Below are 18,671 nucleotides of genomic sequence, written 5' to 3'. Positions count from 1 at the left end.
TTTTATTGTTTACGCGTTTGAGCTCAAAAACTGTTCCAATTGATACATGTCGGGAATCAATACTTCCCTTGCTTTGCTTCCTTCATTGGGGCCAACAATACCCGCAGCCTCCAATTGATCCATAATTCGCCCTGCACGATTGTATCCCAATTTCATTCTTCTTTGTATCAGTGAAGTAGAACCTTGTTGATTTTGCACAATAACCTGTGCTGCTTCCTCAAAAAGCGGATCGCGATCTTCGGGTGCAAGTCCACCAACTACGCCCTCATTGTCCTCTCCATCATACTCAGGCAATTGATGCACTTCGGGATATCCTCTTTGTTCTCCAATAAAATTTGTAATGTCTTCCACTTCTGGTGTATCCACAAAGCCACACTGCAAGCGCACCATATTGCCGCTATCACTCAAAAGCATATCTCCCCTACCGATCAGTTGATCTGCTCCACCAGTATCAAGTATGGTGCGTGAATCCACTTTAGAGGAAACCTTAAAGGCAATACGTGCCGGGAAATTGGCTTTGATCACACCTGTAATAATATTCACAGATGGTCTTTGTGTGGCAATCACCAAATGAATACCAATGGCACGGGCCAATTGCGCCAATCTGGCTATTGGTGTTTCCACCTCTTTACCGGCTGTCATCATCAGGTCGGCAAACTCGTCAATTACCAAAACGAAATAGGGCAAAAACTGATGGCCTTTTTCTGGGTTCAATCTTCTTGCCTTGAATTTGGCATTGTACTCTTTTATATTTCTTACCTGTGCTTCTTTGAGCAGATCATAGCGATTGTCCATTTCAATACAAAGTGCATTCAATGTAGCAATCACTTTTTTGGTATCTGTTATAATTGATTCTTCCTCACCGGGCAATTTCGCGAGATAATGTTTCTCAATATTTTTGAAAAGTGTAAGCTCCACCTTTTTAGGATCGATCAATACAAATTTCAATTCTGCCGGATGTTTGCGATAAAGCAGCGATACCAAAATTGCATTTAAGCCAACAGATTTACCCTGTCCGGTAGCACCGGCCATAAGCATATGCGGCATTTTTGCCAGATCTGCTATAAAAATTTCATTGGAAATGGTTTTCCCCAACACAATGGGCAGTTCAAATTTTGATTTTTGGAATTTTTCAGATGCGATCAAATCGTGCATGGAAACAATTTCCTTTTTCACGTTTGGCACTTCAATACCAATGGTTCCTTTTCCGGGTATTGGCGCGATAATACGGATGCCCAGTGCTGCAAGCGAAAGTGCAATGTCGTCTTCCAGATTTTTGATCTTGGAAATGCGGACTCCGGCTGCCGGTACAATTTCATAAAGTGTAACCGTAGGGCCAACCGTAGCTTTTATACTTGAAATACTGATATTGTAATTGCTAAGGGTTTCAAGGATTTGCTCCTTGTTTTTTTCCAACTCCTCTTTATCCAGTTCTATTTCATTGTCCCCGTATTTATTCAAGAGATCAAGACCGGGAAACTTATAATCAGAAAGATCAAGTCTAGGGTCAAATTCGGGGGCATTTTCAGCCATGAATTTTTCTTCACGCGCAGCCTCTATTTCTAAATCTTGCTGCTCGTCATAGCTTTGTGCTTCAGTGTCTTCTCCATCCTGTGGAGTATTGATCTCCAGGTCGAGATTAGGTTCATCCTTGTTTTTTTTCTTCGACTCACTTTTGGGTACTTCAAACTCAATACTTTCTGAAGCAGTATTTTTATCTTCAGAATTATTATTCGCTGCTTCAGAATAATCTTTTTCTCTTGACAGCTCAGGTTCAGCTGCTTTGTTTTCTTCCTTGATTTTTTCCTGCCATTCTTTTACTTCACTGTCATCATCTGTAAAACGGAAAGCCTTTTTGCTCTCTTTCACACGATCCATAATCCTGTTGTGGAAAGAAAAGCTCGGGTTAAAAACAACAATGATGTAAGTTATAGCCGAAAACAAAACAATAAGTACTAAACCAACGCTTCCGATAATAGTAGTCAGGCTATTTGTCAAATATTTGCCAAAAGCTCCACCATAGGGAAAATCAGCTGATTGCAATGCGAAACCCAATACCAGCGATATCCAGATAAGAAACACAAATGAGTGGCGAAAAATTTTCCCCAGGGGTATTGCACTACTTTTGAACAGTAATTTAATACTCAACACAAATGCAAGAGGAAGAAAGAGGAAAGAAGCCAGGCCGAAGCCATAATAAAATACATGATGTGCAATTACAGCACCAAGCCTACCCGCTAGATTAGAAGCTTCTTTTGTCCCTTCATAATTGAATAAATAATCAAATGGCTTGTTGTGTACTTCTGAAAAATCACTCGACATTGAACCCAGGTAAGATATAAAAGAAAGGGTCAGCAATATGGAGACAAATAGCATAAACAAACCCAGAATTTTCGGGGTTCTTTCATCCTTTAAAAAACCAAATTTATTACTTTTTGTGACAGTCTTATTTTTGCCTGATGCAGAGTTACTGTTGGTTTTCTTACGTGATTTTCTTTTTGTTTCAGCCATTAAATTGATGTGATTAATCAAGACAAAGGTACAAAACCTGAATTTTGAAATTGCATATCGAACACCTATCGATATAGGTTTATTCGGCAATTTAGAGAAAGATGTTGAATAAAGGGATTGAAGTTTTCCGAATCTTTTAGATTTGTGTATATTTTACAAGTCACTAAAAAATGATAAAATGATAAAAGGAAATTTTGAAGTACCAATAGCAGTGAATGAACCCGTAAAATCCTATGCTCCGGGAAGTCCTGAAAGAAAAGCTATAAATGCTGCATTGCTTGCGGCCAAATCGGAAGTAAGGGATATTCCCATGTTTATCAATGGCAAGGAAGTACGAACCGATAATAAAGTATCCATGCATCCACCCCACGAAAAAGAACATGTGCTGGGGCATTACCACAAAGGGGATGAACAGCATGTGAAAGCGGCTATTGAAGCTGCACTTGCCGCAAAAAGCAAATGGGAAAACATGAGCTGGGAACAACGCGCTTCTATATTTCTGAAAGCTGCCGATCTCCTGGCAGACAAATACCGCTACAAAATCAATGCAGCTACTATGCTTTGCCAGTCTAAAAATGTATTCCAGGCAGAAATTGATTCTGCCTGCGAATTGATTGACTTTTTGCGCTTTAATGTTCAGTACATGACAGACATTTACAATGAACAGCCCGAATCCTCTGAAGGAGTTTGGAACAGAACTGAATACAGACCATTAGAAGGGTTTATACTGGCCATCACTCCTTTTAATTTCACTGCAATTTCAGGCAACTTGCCCACGGCTCCTGCTTTGATGGGCAATACAGTGGTATGGAAACCTTCCGACACTCAGATTTATTCCGCATGGGTTATTATGGAAGTCTTGCGTGAGGCCGGTTTACCGGATGGCGTGATCAACCTGATTTATACAGATGGCCCGGTTACTGGAGAATACGCTTTGGATCACCCCGGTTTTGCAGGCGTGCATTTCACGGGCTCCACCAAAACTTTCCAGTGGATGTGGAAAACCATTGGCGAAAATATTTACAAGTACAAAAGTTACCCTCGTATTGTAGGCGAAACCGGGGGAAAGGATTTTGTAGTCGCGCACCATTCAGCTCAACCCAAAGTAGTGAGTACCGCCCTGTCGCGCGGAGCTTTTGAGTTTCAGGGACAAAAATGTTCTGCTGCTTCAAGAGCCTATATCCCAAAATCAATATGGCCTGAAGTAAAAGAATACTTGCTCGAGGATTTGAAAACTTTTAAGATGGGCACTACCGAAGATCTGGGCAATTTTATAAATGCAGTAATCGATGAAAAATCATTCGATAAGATTGCAGGCTATATCGACCAGGCAAAAGAAGACGGACAGGAAATCATTGCTGGCGGGAATTATGACAAAAGCAGAGGCTACTTCATTGAACCTACAGTGATTGTCGCAAATGATCCCAAATACACCACTATGCAAGAAGAGATTTTCGGGCCTGTACTTACCATATATGTTTATGAAGAAGATTTTGAAACAGTATTGGACCTTGTTGATTCCACTTCGCCCTATGCACTTACCGGGGCTATTTTGGCACAGGATCGTGTGGCCATCGAACAAGCTACAGAAAGATTAAAGCAAGCAGCCGGCAATTTTTACATCAATGACAAACCAACCGGAGCAGTTGTGGGGCAACAGCCTTTCGGAGGGGCACGAGCATCAGGAACAAACGACAAAGCAGGCTCACTCTTAAATTTATTGAGATGGGTTTCTGCACGTTCCATTAAGGAAACATTCGTACCTGCTACCGATTACAGGTATCCTTTTATGAGTGAATCATAGTTATCAGTTGCCACCTTTTTATTTGAGCTTAAAACTATTAAAGCCAATCAACCAATAGCTTTAAACAGATTGCCCGCTACCGGAAAATGAATTCCGTTAGCGGGTCTTTTTTCTTTATTACTCAAGCCATCATATTGTATATTTTCAACTTCTTTAGTTGTCTAACCCTCATTAAGGAATTGAAAATTTGATAAATAAAAATCAGCAACTTATAAACAAAGGGCTTATCCTTCTCAGAATTTTATTGAAAATGTTAGAACACAATACTGTTAGTAGTTATAGTTTTTTATTTAATTTAAATAAATAACACGGGGGGCATCGTCAAATAATTTATTGAAATATTTTTTATGAAATTACCTATTTCGATTAATTTGTTTTTGTAAATTACAACCAACTAAAACTCTAAGGTCATGAAAAATTCATTATTCGTTATTTGTATTGCAATTTTTACTACTTTAAGTTATATGGTTTCAGGTCAGGCAAATCTGAGCTTCAACAACAACTCTTCACAAATCAATGGGAATACATCAGCATTCGTACAAGGCGCTGCACCATTTATGCCATGTCCTCCACCTAGGTCCATTGCAGATTCAATTGTAGGTAGTTTTGTAAATGCAAATGAGGCTACTGTTTTTGGCAATTTTTCTACGGTTACCAACCTTATGTTTACCTGCCCTACTACGGGCAATGGAAGTGGCTTTGTAAGCATAGCCGGTTCTGACTCCAATCGCTTGCGAATAGTGTGGGACAATATAGCCCGTGCCCAATTCAGTTGTGATGACAACCTTTGTCCCTGGTATGCAAATGGTTCTTCCAATTTAAATGCATCATTGACTTTGGTAGCTCAAAATATCCCCCCAGGCAGAAGTGCGGTTGTAGCATACAATTACAGTGTAATCACACATTTAAACAACAGACCGGAAGCATTTAATGAAGATACGGCCTATACAACTGGCGTAGGGCTTAATATTGACGGAAACAATCTTTTGCCCGGAAATTTTGACCTTCCTCCAAATATACAAGGACGCTACAGGGGAAATTATATTGGCGATCAAATTGGAAGTATGCTCGTGGAAAATGGCGATACATTCACAATAAACATTACTGCAATGGCCTATGCGGCTATCAATCCACCGGGCAGAACACCGAACTATGAAAGATATGACATTGCCTGGGCAGAATATTTCGGCACTATGGATATTGCCATAGAATTGGTGGATACAGGCTATGTTTACAATCCGAATGGCCCATTGCCGCCTTTTGTAGGAGGTTTGTTCAACTGTTCAAATGAAGCACTGTATTTTTCTGTTGACATTGGCAGTGATGCCGAATGGAGTGATCCCAACAATAGCGGAAATGAAGTTTTTGATCCTGGAGATATTTATCAGTGGAGAACCAATACAGCGGCCTCCGGTATGGTTTATAATGATGCCAGTATTTTTGGTTCTGACCCGGCACCAAATGCCACAGCCTCTGCTCCTTTATGCAATCCCGCTTTGTCCATTTTTGATCCAGGAACTGTTGATTCAGTGGCACAACATTATTTTGATATTGATGGAAATGACCGCATTCATATCGATTTGAACAATACTACATTCGGCCCCGGGCAAAGGGTAAATTACGTAGCAGGATCATGTATTCACCCCCCTAAGTATATGCTCCTTTCTTTTGATGAGGATTATGCTTATGCATTTATAGGTAATGCAAATTCAAATTTATGCGTAAACCCTATAGATCCTGATGCAGTGATGGGTTCAGCACTTGGGAAAGATGAAGTATTGAATTCTATTGTCAATATAGATTCCGTAACAAACCGATGGATGGTCACCCCCGCACCGCTTTACAGAGAAAGTGAAATCCACACGGATCTTAGCCCCGATCCTGATTTCACGCCTTCAGGAAAAGCATTCAACAATGATATTGATGCGCTTGATGCTTATAAATCCAGCGACTGTCTTTACCAATATATATCTGTTGATCATGAAGCAAGATTTACCGATAATGGAGTGGTTTTAAGACCAGGTGTAATTTATCAGGTAAATGATTTTGGCAGTATTGATCCTGTAATTGATCCTCAATTAAACCTGGGAATTCACCCCGAAATTGATATCAATGCTTTTGAATTTGCCTGGTTACCCGACCTCTCAGATGGTGGTGCATTAAAACTTGCCCTGGTCTTTAGCGTGGACAATGAAGATTTCTATAGCAGTGAGACGCAACAAGACACATTAAACCCTGCCGTTTTATATGCCTCATTTTTAGATGGCAGTTTTTTCAGTTTAAGCGACCCCGTTTCTTATATGGCTGTAGATGATACGGCTGCCCAGGCTTTTATCCCCAATATTGATGCGCTTGCATTTTCCTGTCGTCCGTTTACATCAGATTCGCTTAATATTTTTCAACCCAACAATCCACCAATTGACAGTAATGGAACCATTAATAATATAGAAGGGCGAATAAATGACAATATTGATTTAGAAGTATTTCCTAATCCTGCTAAAGAACAATTATTTATTAGTTATAATCTAAAAAGCTATGCCCGTTTAGATTTACGCATTTTTGATATGAGTGGCCAAGAGCTTTATATGAAAAACATATCAAAACAACAGGCTGGTAAACACCAACACATAATAAGCCGGGACGTTTTAAAGCAGTTTTCTTCTGGAATGCACTTTGTTCAAATAACTGTTTCCGATGGTGAAAAAAGCAGTACTTATTACCGTAAAGTGGTGATTGATCAGTAAATATTGTTGAGCTTTAACATCCTGAATTTGAGATACTTGATTATCCCCAGACTTATTAAGATCAATTGATTTAAATCTTGCTGTAAAGATTCAGCATCATTTGAAACTTTAAGTTGGATAATTTTTAGCTCAAGATTACCTGCAAGCAAATAGAGTTGTTTTTTACCTACCAAACTCACAGAGGATTTATACTTGTGCAGTAGCGCAGCAAGCAATTTGAAATTGTCATTCTGAAGAGCCAAATCCATTTCAAATAGCAATGCTGGTGTTTCGGCTACAAAAACTGTAATTATTTCATTTACAAATGCTGTGTCACCGGCACTCAGTTTTTCTAAAGCTGAAATGTCCGGATTAAGAGGCAGTATCTCATTTATATTAAATTTATCCCCAAGCATTTCCATTCTACACCTATTCATTCGCCTCTATTATTTTTATTCAATATTTCAATTCAGGTTTAAAAACCCCATTATTTATCAATATGATTTGATCACCTTAACCGTCTCACTGTAAGTGTTGTTGTCTGTAATTTCAAGCAAATAAGTCCCCTGGCTTAATGATGAAAGACCACTCAATTGAATTTTATTGCTGCCCACATGTGCAGAATGTTCTTCAGCAAGCACTATAGCTCCCGACAGGTTGTACATTTTAACAGACATTATTCTGACTCCGGAGCTGAAATAGCGCAATGCCAATTCAGAATTAAAAGGATTGGGGCCTACCCTATCTACATAAATATCGTCAATACCGCCTCCTGCTTCTAAATACACGCTTTTGATATCAAAATACTCAAATTGCCCGTCATAATCAGTTTGTTTCAGGCGATAATAGTTTTCTCCCTGCTCAGCATTTTCATGTAAAAATTCATAGCTGAGAATATCGGTGCTATTGCCTGCGCCCTGTACTTTTCCAATTGGAGCAAATGCTGATCCGTCAGTGCTGTGCTCAATAGTGAAATAATCATTGTTGATTTCTGTATAGGTTTCCCAGGTGAGCATTACACTTTTGTCATCCCAGAGCTCTGCCCTGAAATAGCTCAGTTTAATAGGCAAGGCATCGCCTTCTCCTTCCTGTCCTACTCCAAAATCTGAAAAGCTTGTAAGGTTGTTCAGCAATGAAAATCCATCAGACACTTTCCTTCCGAGGCTAAGCAACAAATTCAATGTTCCGCCTCCCGTACTCCAATTAGTTGCATCACTGCCATGAGGTCTTTTAACCACTGAAAAACTATTGTCTTCCAATCCACTCATGTTTTCAGTGCAAAGCCTGATATTATAGGAGCCACTTGTTGGCTGTACATCAGGCTCAATCACCCATATACAGGCTTTATTCAGGCTTCTGATTGACATGCCCAGATCAAGTATAAATACATCACTATCATCATGATTAAAAATATCAGTAAGATGAATGGTAATATTGGAGGTGCCTTTCAGTTTTTTGGCTTCAATAAGTACCCAATGGTAATTATTTTCATTCCCTTTTCCTACCGGGAACATATAATCTGTATAACCATCATTGATTTTTCGGTTCAGGTACCCCGCTACATAATTGTTTTTATTGTATCCGCTTATGGCTTCTTCCGAATCTGATAATATTTTTACAGTATCACTATTGGTAAAAATCATACCACTTTGGAAGTTAAGGTTGTTTGCAATACCAAAATTTGTATGCAATTGCAAGCCGCTGCTATTTTCCATTGCAGCATTATAAACCTCTACATCATGCGGGCCATAAAGGTTTTGTGTGCTACTGCCACTGAAAACAAATTTACCGGCAGTATTCACAATATCACCCATAATATGCGCATCGCCATACAATCTGAACAATGCATTGTTTTCTATGGTCAATGTGTTTTCATCATGCAATATCAAGGTTTTAGCTTTTGCTGTTTTTCCACTTTCCACCAGTGGGTCAAAAGGCGTATTGCCGGGAATTACGGCAGAATCATTTTCTGTGGGAACATAGTGCATGGTCCAGTTTAATGTATCAAACCAATCAATACTTTCAGTTCCTTTCCACCTGTTGGGGGATATATGTTTATTGTCCGCCCATGAGTTGCAATTTTCCTCGTCTCCCAAGGTATAAAATTCGAGGGGTGCAGATTGATTTTTATATTCGGTACATATCCATTCTTCAGAGCGAACTGCTTGTAATACACGCAACTCATCTATCAAACCTTTAAAGTACCTGTTGTCATGACGCTTTGCGATAAAGAAAATATCCTGTCCGTGATTGATCATATTTCCCTCAACATCCTCTGAGAAAACTTCAACCCCATTTACAAATCCTCTTAATTTAGCATTATTAAAAGTCATGGCCAGATATTGCCATTCATCAAGTGCAACATTTCCCTGATTGACTGTGGTATGACTTACTCTATTTGTACCAATACCCACCTTGAGTTTTTCTCCCTTATCCAAACCCAGCAGGTATTTTTCCTCATTTACATCTTTTGATTTTGCCAAAAGGGCTATGTCTGCACTTGCATCCCCTACATTTATAGAATTGTCAATTTTTGCCCAACCTGAAATTGTAAGCCTTTTATTACCCACAAATTTCAACTGTGCCGGCATACCTATGTTTACATAATCATCAATTCCATCAAACTGAATTGCTTTTCCAAGGATTCCATCTACCAGGTTAGAGCTGCTCATCCCCCCCTCAAATGTACCATTATGGCTGTAATAACCGTTATCAAGCAAATCTGAAGAAGCAGGATTACTGCTCATATGCCACACTGCTTTATAATCAGAGTCCCATATGTTTGAAGAAAGGTTCGTATTTGCATCACTGTTGCCGTAATACATGAAAATATCTGTATTCTCAGTGGCCGACAATTCAGGAAGCATCACCCATGCTGAAAATTTTCCTAAAAGGGGATCGTAATCTTCTGTTTGAAAGCTAAGCAAAGTTTTGCCATCTTTCGATGTGAATACAATGTCATACCCATTGCTATCGGCAACACTGCCTCCATTTGAAATTGATTTGAGTGCTTCCCTTTCTACATTTACAAACAATGGAAAGCTTACAAAATCAGCTGAACCACAAACTTCACTGCCTTTAATTCTGATATGAATTCGTTTGCAATAATTTGGAAGAAATTCAATATTGCTGTTGTCAACTGATTCTTCTATTGTAGTATCAATCACGCTGTAGCGCTGAGAAACTTCGTAAAAGGCAAAGGGGTTTTGGATATTGTTGTATTCTGTTGCTATCCAGTGTTCGTTCAGGATGCCATCATAAATTCTCAACTCGTCAATTGTTCCTTTAAAATAATTTGAAGAACTGAGGTTGCCTATAACCCTTCCTATGTCATAAAAGGCATTACTTATACTTCCACTTGATGATGATGCGCTATCAGAAAGACTTCCATCTATATACACACGAATTTTACCATCTGCTGATTCACGGGTTATAACAACATGGTGCCAGTTGTCGTCCACTACCGATTGTGAAGAGAAGGCACCTGAAGTATTGCCGGCTTGCCCTCCAATTTTTCCATTATCGTCAATTATGCCATAAAAGATTTCATTAGTACTAAGCAGTAAGGCTGAAACTCCCGTTATTCCCGGCATTGACTTATAATTGCTTTGTTCAGGTTGGTTATTTGTTTTTATCCATGCTGAGAAAGTAGCAGTTTTTCCCAACCAAATGCCCAAATCCTGTGAACAATTCAAATAATCATCGTTGCCGTCAAAATACCAGGCATTTCCTACTATACCATCCACAAAGTTTAAACTGTCAGTAGTTCCGAATTTAGTGGCACTAACAGCATTTGATGTGCCATCTGTCAATTGCGGAGCAGATATAAGAGGGTTGTTTTCAAAATGAAAAGCTGTTTTATAATCAGATTTCCAGGTGATTGAAGTGGATTGCTCTGAATTTATATTTTTATTGCCATAATAAATCCTGAGAATAGTGTTTTCCGAAGCACTTAAATTTGTTACTCTTACCCAGGCCAAAATTTCTCCAGACGAGGCATCATAACGCTCTATCTGATGTGCAAGCTGATTGCCCCCATCATCCGTGAAAATGATATCGTAGCCGTTCTCACTTTCAACATTACCACCATTGGAAATCGAGCTGTAATCATTGTCCTGGATACTGATTAAAACAGGAAATCCCTCTAAATCAGTACTGCCCGAAACTTTGGTATGATCAATGGTAATCCCCCTGTAATAAGTATAACCTGAAGGGTGATCTCCCGATCGCGGGCCAAAATTGAAAAAGAAAAATGAAACCACTGCAAAAAAGAGTACTGTAGCTGCAATGGAAACCCTATTGTTTGGACGATAGCCACTATTGTGTAATGGATTTTTACCAGTATTATTCATTGATATGCGGTTTGGTTTGCAGCTTGTGTTACGTATTATCACTTAAATAGTTACGGTAAAATGATTAATGGCATTTTGAAAAAGTGAAGGTTGTAGAGGATTTTGGTTACTTTTATTCCATGGAAAAAATAAAACTGATCAACATAGCCTCCGCCCGCTCGGGCGATAAAAACGACATCTGCAATATTGGTGTACTTGCACGCAAACCAGAACACTATCCACTGTTAAAAAAATACCTACACGCTGATATGGTTAAGAAATATTTCAAAGGACTGATCAAAGGAAAAGTGGAGCGCTTTGAATGGGATGCCATAGAAGGACTGAATTTTGTTTGTCATGAAGCCCTGGATGGCGGAGCATCCCGGTCTTTGAGGATGGACACTTTGGGCAAAAATTTTTCCAGCCATTTATTGGGCTTGGAATTGGAAATGGAGGAAGCGGATTTTAAACAAATAAATGCTTAGAGATTAGCTCTTTTTTAGCATGAATAATGCTTAATAAAATTTTAGTTTTATAATGTACTGGAATTTGAAAGTGTACACAACAAACGACAAATTTTAACACAATGGGTCATGACCCATTGGATGTCCGGCATTTGTTTTTTGAATGCCCACACCGCAATGATTTGACTATTTTAACTCATCCATTATTGTCGTTAATAATTGCGTTTGATTTCTCCAGTAAACAATAACAGTATTTAATTTTTTCGCAACTTTGGAAAAAATAATAGTCTATGTTGAGAATTGATATGCACACGCATATTATGCCCCGGGAAATGCCGCCATTTGCCAAAGAGTTTGGTTACGAGGGTTTTATCCACTTAGAGCACCATCGTAAAGGTTTTGCCAGAATGATGCAGGGCGAGACTTTTTTCCGAGAAATTGCCGAAAACTGCTGGGATCCGGCTGTTCGGATTAAAGATTACGAAACACATAATACGCAGGTTCAAGTAGTTTGTACCATTCCCGTGCTTTTCGCCTATTTTGCAAAACCAGAGCACGGGGCAAAAGTAGCCCGCTTTTTAAATAATGATTTGGCGAAAAGACTGGCAGATTTCCCCAAAAACTATGTTGCATTGGGCTCACTTCCCATGCAAGATTCCGATTTGGCTATTAAAGAATTGGAATATTTGAAAAGCATTGGTTTTCCAGGAGTACAAATTGGCTCAAACATAAATGATAAAAACCTGGACGACCCTGGGTTGTTTCCCATTTTTGAAGCCTGTGAAGCTTTGGACATGGCCGTATTCGTCCATCCCTGGAATATGATGGGCAAAGCAAAAATGGAAAAATACTGGCTACCTTGGTTGGTTGGAATGCCTGCTGAAACGGCACGTGCCATTTGTTCCATGATTTTCGGTGGCGTGTTTGAACGCTTACCTGACTTACGAGTAAATTTCGCCCATGCAGGAGGAAGTTTTATTCCCACCATTGGCAGGATAGAACACGGTTACAATTGTCGTCCTGATTTGGTAGCCATCAACAATAATGTGACCCCCAGGGAATATCTCGGGAAATTTTGGGTGGATTGCATTACGCACGATCCCGCACTTTTGAAATATATTATTGAGCATGTGGGTATTGATAAAGTTACCTTGGGCTCTGATTATCCTTTTCCACTGGGCGATTTGGAAATTGGTGCTTTTATAGAAAAAATGGATTTGAGCAGCAGTACTCAAGAAAAAATATTTTGCCAAAATACAATGGATTGGCTCAAATTAGACCGCAATCAATTCATATAAATAAGGTGTTTTGATTTCCAAGCTTTTTATCTTTGTCATTCGTTTGTATCAGTTGATAATCTCCCCCATATTTCCAGCTAGTTGCAGATATACGCCCACTTGTTCGCAATATGCCGTAGAGGCCATTGGCGAATGGGGCAGCATTAAGGGGAGTTATTTGGCTGTAAAACGAATTTTGTCCTGTCACCCATGGGGCGGACACGGACATGATCCTGTACCTAAAAAAACAAAACAAAATGACCATAGCAATTGATTTTGACGGAGTAATACACGGCTATTCCAAAGGCTGGAACGGTGGTGACATTTATGATCCTCCAGTAAGCGGCACCAAAGAAGCAATAGAAGCCATGAAAGAAGCGGGACATAAAATTTACATCTTTAGCACGCGCAGCAATAAAATTTTCCATAAAAAAGACAAAGTAGACCAGGACAAAGCCATGAAAGCCTGGTTGGAAAAACACGAAATCCCCTATGATAAAATCTGGACTTTTGGCAAGCCCATGGCCGATCTATTTATAGATGATCGTGCCATTTGTTTTAAAGGAGATTGGAATGAAACTTTAGATCAGGCATTAAAATTCAAAACCTGGATTGAAGAGAAGAAAGGATAGTTTTTAGGAATACATTTCCTTCGTCTGCTCAATGGAATCCCTCACCAATTGTTCCAGTACTTTTTCGTCAATATCTGAAAGTCGCTTGATGTAAAGACAGGATTTTCCGCTTTTGTATTTGCCGAGTTTCGAGAGCAAGTCCTTGTTCTTTTCGATATCGCACATGGTATAGACACTGATATTGGCTTTTCGGGGCGAAAAACCACAGAGCATCCAGTCGCCCTCTCTCCCACTTTTGTATTTGTAGTGATAGGAACCAAAACCCACAATACTCTCTCCCCACATTTTTGGCGGAGCCCCGCTGACCTTACTCATCAATTCAATTAATTGGTAGCTGTCCTTTCGCTTTTGCTCATCAGCCACTTTATCTATAAAAGCAGAGACATCCGCATCATTGACTTTGGTTTTTAGCTCGCTCATGATATCTGATATTGGCTTTTATTAAAGGTACAAAAATTGATAAAAACATTTTCCAGCCTACTCTAAATTCTCTAATAGCCACTCCCTTTCCGTCAGTATTTTTGCCGCTTTTACTTTTTGGATCAGTGCCTCTCTTCTTTTTTTATTGTAAGGTGGCAAATTGATCATCTGCTTGGTAAAGCGCACCAGGTTTTTATAGTTCTCTTGGTGATAGGCCAAGATAGTTTTGCGCTGTAGCAATTGCTTGAAGCTGTGAAGTAATGCAGCTAAAGATTCCATTTCATCCAGCTCGTAAAAAGTTTTGAGCAACAAGGTCTTGGAATCCAGCATTACAAAAACATCAGTATATTCTACCTGCATCAATGCTTGCACTACTTTGTCGTATTCCTTTTTCTGAAAATAGAGTTTGCCCAGGCCATAGTGATATAAACTTTCCCTTTCAGCTACTTTCAGCAAATGCATTTCCTCTTTTATAAACTGGTAGGTCCAGTCAAATGCTTCTACCTTTAGCGCAACAGTCAGGATGTTTTTAAATGCTGCCGGGGACATATACCCCTCTGCATCGAGCAGAATTTTATCTTTCAATCCCAATTGGTACAGTTCGAACAAATCCCTGAAAAAAGCAGTGTTTCCGGTGTTTACCTGTTTGATACAGTAATTTCTGGCAATGGCGTGCAATTGCTGCAGTTCGTCCAGGGCAATATCTTTGGAAGATTGCAGCAGTTTTTTCAATTGTACAAAATGCTTTAGGTTTTCACTTTCCTTAATGCAAAACAAACCCGCCAGGTATAGTTGAATCAGTTTGTTTTTTGGAGGATGCTTTTCCAGGTACTGCAATAAAGTATCCAATAAAGTGTAATCGTATTCCTGCTGGTAAACATTTTGATAGCTGAGCATGGCACAGGCATTTTTCAACTTGTTGATAATGTAAAAATCATCCAAATGCTGCCCCACATCCTGAAGACGGGTCGTTTTTCTGCGCTCCCGGTGGATTTGCTCAAAATCTTCCTTTAACAAAGCATAGCGAAAGGCATAATAATGATTCCCTGAATCAGCAGGGGTATTTTGTTTAAGTGCAGGGCCGACTCTCTTCTCTGTTTTTTTGAATTGAGATGGGAGTTTTAGATTGTACAGGCTTTCCAATAACGATAGATTTTTCTGTTTTCCATCTTCATAAAAATGTCTAACCGCCAGGAAATCTTCCAATACTTTATAGAGCATACTCATTAGGTGCCTCAGTTTCAGGTCATCGTATTTTTTCCTGGGAAAGAGCTTAGAATAGACTTTTGCTTTGGAGATAGTATAGTTGGGATGGTGTTTTTTAACAATATCAAATAAAAGCCGTACATTTTCATTTTTATTGAAAAAAGGCGCATAAACAAAATCCTTTGCCTGTCGCAAATCCTGCTTATTGAATGATTTTAAAAGTTTTACAAGCTTTGTTTCCAGCATTATTTTGGACAAATTTTTATTTATAACCCAATAATATCAATCATTCATTTTCATAGTTAAACATAATATTTTGGACAATCAAAAAATAATGTATTTTATTGTTAGAATGGCTTTGCCGAATATTGCTTCTTGAATTAAACTATTAAAACCTAAAGCCATGAAACTTTTAAAAATTATTCTAAGCCTACAAATCTTATTATTAATCTCCTTTAATGCTGCCGGACAGGGGTGGCATGTTGTTGACACTAGCACATCACCTGCGACAGATGTAATTACAACAGTTGATGGAGGGGAGGCGATTATAACTGGTTCAAAAATCATTAAATATGACGATAGAGGTAATAAACAGTGGGAATATATTTTTCCTGAATTGTTATTATTTACCAAATTATTACAGACTAAAGATAATGAATATTTAGGAATTGGGTTTTATGTCCAGTCTTTATCTCAAAGGCATTTAACAATCTTCAAGCTTGATGCTTTAGGAAATCTATCATGGTCAAAAAACCATTTTTTTGATAATGCTAGCCCAAATGATATAATAGAATTACCTGGAAATAGATTTTCTACTGTTGGAAATTTTACTCAAGGCTCTTCACGTTTTAACAATATAATTATTGATTCTGTTGGAAACCTACTTTCTTCTATAAATTATTTAAATACGAGCGGCTGGCTTTATGAGATAATTGAATCCGACTCATCTAATTTTTTCACAAATGGACTATACATCCCTAGTGGCTCCAATACCCAAAGGGGTGTATTGTTAAAGTTAGATCAAAATATGGATACAATCTGGACGAAAACATTTTCCAGACAATATAGTAATTCAATGACCCATACTGATTCTTTTTATGTTTTAAGTTCAAATAACTTTATTACTCTATTGGATAAAACAGGTGACTCACTATCAAGTATTAGTTTACCAGGCAGGAATATTGATTTAGTGACAGGCACTGAGAATAACAATATCCTTATTTGTGAAAACATCCCAGTACGTTTGACAAAAATTAATCAGCAGGGGAATATCTTATGGGAAAAGGATTATTCATATTTTACGCCCGATACTTCTATTAATTTGTATGCTTATGACATATTAACCAGAAACAACTTGATTTATTGGTGTGGGTATTTAAATAATTCCTCTCAAAACCCAGCACTTTTTGCTGCTGACTCAAACGGAAATGTCTATCACAACCAAATCAATGCCACAGTATTCTTAGACCTTAACAACAACTGCGTAAAAGATTCAAATGATGTTTTGCTGCCTAATATCCATGCTACTTTCACAGATAGTCTAAATTCAAGAAACCTAAGCAGCAATTCCGATGGATTTTATTCTATTCCTGTGAACGAAGGTTATAGTCAATTGAATATTGAATTGGACAGTTCAGACAATTACTATATAAACTGTCTTTCCAATCCCATTGATTTTTTACTGGGTACTGACACTACTGTAAATATTGATATCCCGCTTACCCCAAAGGACATCTGTGCCGGGCCTAGTGTGTTTATCAATAGCAATAGTCTGCTTAGATCTTGCGTAAGCTCCACTTATCACATTTATTATTGCAACAATGGCACCGCTCCACTTGACAGTGCCTATATTGAGCTAAGCTTAAGTCCGGCACAAAACTTCTTAAACTCCTCCATTCCCTGGCAACAAAGCCCACAGGATACCAATCTTTACCGCTTCGATATTGGAAATCTCAACATTGCTGAATGTGGCAGCTTTAGTGTGGATGTATTCAATAAATGTGGACTTCCCATAGGAACAGCACTATGCGCTACAGCAGAAATCTACCCCGATACTTTTTGTGTTGACAGCACTACACTTTGGGACATGAGCAATATTGAGATAGAAGCCGATTGCCAGTCTCCTGATTCTGTTCAGTTTCGCATTATCAATGATGGTTCAGGGAACATGAACAATCAAAGAGGGATAATCATAGTGGAGGACAATGTGATGTATCAAAACTTCAATTATCAATTGGGTAGTGGTGCTCAACTGACTAAAAATGTGCCGGCCAATGGTGCTACTTGGCGCCTGGAAGCCGAGCAGGACACTTTCCATCCCTTTATGCAAAAAGTAGCCAAAGTGGTGGAGGGCTGTGGCAATGGAAATACCTCTACAGGTTTTGTCAATATTATGCCACTGAACTACCGAAACCCGTTTGTTAATACTTATTGTGATGAGATCATTGGTGCCTATGACCCCAATGACAAAAAGGGTTTTCCTTATGGCGTAGGAAATCAAAACTACATCAGCAACAGCGATCCATTGAACTACAAAATCCGCTTTCAGAATACAGGCAACGATACGGCCTTTTATGTATCAATCCGTGATACACTTTCAGAACATTTGAAAGTGAGCTCGGTGGTTTCCGGTGCCTCCAGTCACGATTATGAGTTTGAGGTGTTTGGACAAGGCGTATTGGAATGGAGATTTAAAAATATTCTTTTACCAGACAGTAATGTCAACGAACCTAAGAGTCATGGTTTTGTGGAGTTCAGAGTAGATTTAAAACCCAATCTGCCCAATGGAACAATCATTGAGAACAATGCTGCCATTTACTTTGATTTCAATGCGCCAATAATTACCAATACCACTTTTCATACAGTTGGAGAGCTGGGTAAAGATTATTTGGTTTGGTTGAGTGCAGAAGAAGAAATCTATGAATCGCTGCAAATAAATGTTTATCCCAACCCCACAAATAACCAGGTTTTTATCGACCTGAAAGGAGCAACAAACGGTGAGGAATTTCAAATTGAAATTTTTGACCTTTCAGGCAAACAGGTATTGAACAGGAATTATACAGGAGATGTAATCAGTGTTCCGGCTCATTCACTGGACAAGGGCATGTACCTGATTCGTGTGAGTAACAGCGAGAAAGTGATTGCCAATGGGAAGTTGATCAAATTGTAAAAGTATCTTTTATTTTGTGTGGGTTGAATGTGATTCCAAAAGTCCGATATGGGCTTTTGGAATTATTTTTTATGGAGTGGTCTACTCTATATAAAAGCGAAATATATACAAGGATATGTTTTAGCGCATCCTTG

The 18,671-nt window shown here is 38.8% G+C and carries 12 protein-coding genes; 7 read left to right on the top strand and 5 right to left on the bottom strand.

Annotated features, from left to right (window positions below; genetic code table 11):
* Positions 1–9 precede the first annotated feature (9 nt).
* Positions 10–2,511 carry a DNA translocase FtsK gene (locus WD048_04690; protein MEX0811493.1) on the bottom strand — a complete coding sequence of 834 codons (2,502 nt, stop codon included), beginning with the start codon at positions 2,509–2,511 and terminating at the stop codon, positions 10–12.
* Between the two features lie 178 nt (positions 2,512–2,689).
* On the opposite strand from WD048_04690, the gene pruA reads away from it, so the two are divergent.
* Both pruA and WD048_04680 read left to right on the top strand, forming a co-directional pair.
* On the top strand, positions 2,690–4,315 hold the full coding sequence (gene pruA / locus WD048_04685; protein MEX0811492.1) for an L-glutamate gamma-semialdehyde dehydrogenase: 1,626 nt from the start codon (positions 2,690–2,692) through the stop codon (positions 4,313–4,315).
* A gap of 410 nt (positions 4,316–4,725) precedes the next feature.
* On the top strand, positions 4,726–7,059 hold the full coding sequence (locus WD048_04680; protein MEX0811491.1) for a T9SS type A sorting domain-containing protein: 2,334 nt from the start codon (positions 4,726–4,728) through the stop codon (positions 7,057–7,059).
* Here WD048_04680 and WD048_04675 read toward each other — a convergent pair.
* Together WD048_04675 and WD048_04670 are read right to left on the bottom strand one after the other, a co-directional pair.
* Complete coding sequence (locus WD048_04675) at positions 7,053–7,475, bottom strand: Hpt domain-containing protein (GenBank protein ID MEX0811490.1); 423 nt, start codon at positions 7,473–7,475, stop codon at positions 7,053–7,055. The genes WD048_04680 and WD048_04675 overlap by 7 nt on opposite strands.
* Before the next feature lie 57 nt (positions 7,476–7,532).
* On the bottom strand, positions 7,533–11,390 hold the full coding sequence (locus tag WD048_04670) for a DUF2341 domain-containing protein (protein ID MEX0811489.1): 3,858 nt from the start codon (positions 11,388–11,390) through the stop codon (positions 7,533–7,535).
* Positions 11,391–11,509: 119 nt separating this feature from the next.
* On the opposite strand from WD048_04670, the gene WD048_04665 reads away from it, so the two are divergent.
* The 4 genes from WD048_04665 to WD048_04650 all read left to right on the top strand — a co-directional run bounded on the left by WD048_04665 (position 11,510) and on the right by WD048_04650 (position 13,742).
* Entirely contained in the window at positions 11,510–11,854 is a 345-nt protein-coding gene (locus WD048_04665; GenBank protein MEX0811488.1) for a hypothetical protein, read from the top strand.
* Between the two features lie 269 nt (positions 11,855–12,123).
* On the top strand, positions 12,124–13,131 hold the full coding sequence (locus WD048_04660; GenBank protein MEX0811487.1) for an amidohydrolase family protein: 1,008 nt from the start codon (positions 12,124–12,126) through the stop codon (positions 13,129–13,131).
* 10 nt (positions 13,132–13,141) lie between these two features.
* Entirely contained in the window at positions 13,142–13,384 is a 243-nt protein-coding gene (gene yidD, locus WD048_04655) for a membrane protein insertion efficiency factor YidD (GenBank protein MEX0811486.1), read from the top strand.
* The gene (locus WD048_04650) at positions 13,368–13,742 is read left to right on the top strand and encodes a hypothetical protein (GenBank protein ID MEX0811485.1); all 375 of its coding nucleotides are present in this window, start codon (positions 13,368–13,370) and stop codon (positions 13,740–13,742) included. The genes yidD and WD048_04650 overlap by 17 nt, the downstream gene beginning before the upstream one ends.
* A 3-nt stretch (positions 13,743–13,745) precedes the next feature.
* On the opposite strand, the gene WD048_04645 is transcribed toward WD048_04650, so the two are convergent.
* Both WD048_04645 and WD048_04640 read right to left on the bottom strand, forming a co-directional pair.
* Complete coding sequence (locus WD048_04645; GenBank protein ID MEX0811484.1) at positions 13,746–14,162, bottom strand: DUF1801 domain-containing protein; 417 nt, start codon at positions 14,160–14,162, stop codon at positions 13,746–13,748.
* Positions 14,163–14,219: 57 nt separating this feature from the next.
* The gene (locus tag WD048_04640) at positions 14,220–15,614 is read right to left on the bottom strand and encodes a hypothetical protein (GenBank protein MEX0811483.1); all 1,395 of its coding nucleotides are present in this window, start codon (positions 15,612–15,614) and stop codon (positions 14,220–14,222) included.
* A gap of 157 nt (positions 15,615–15,771) precedes the next feature.
* Here WD048_04640 and WD048_04635 point away from each other — a divergent pair, with 157 nt between their 5' ends.
* Positions 15,772–18,537 carry a T9SS type A sorting domain-containing protein gene (locus WD048_04635; GenBank protein ID MEX0811482.1) on the top strand — a complete coding sequence of 922 codons (2,766 nt, stop codon included), beginning with the start codon at positions 15,772–15,774 and terminating at the stop codon, positions 18,535–18,537.
* The last annotated feature ends 134 nt before the right edge of the window (positions 18,538–18,671 follow it).

This window comes from Chitinophagales bacterium (genome assembly GCA_040877935.1).
GTDB lineage: Bacteria > Bacteroidota > Bacteroidia > Chitinophagales > CAIOSU01 > JBBDNB01.
Note: the sequence above shows the minus strand (reverse complement) of the source record. Positions and strands in the feature narration are given on the sequence as shown.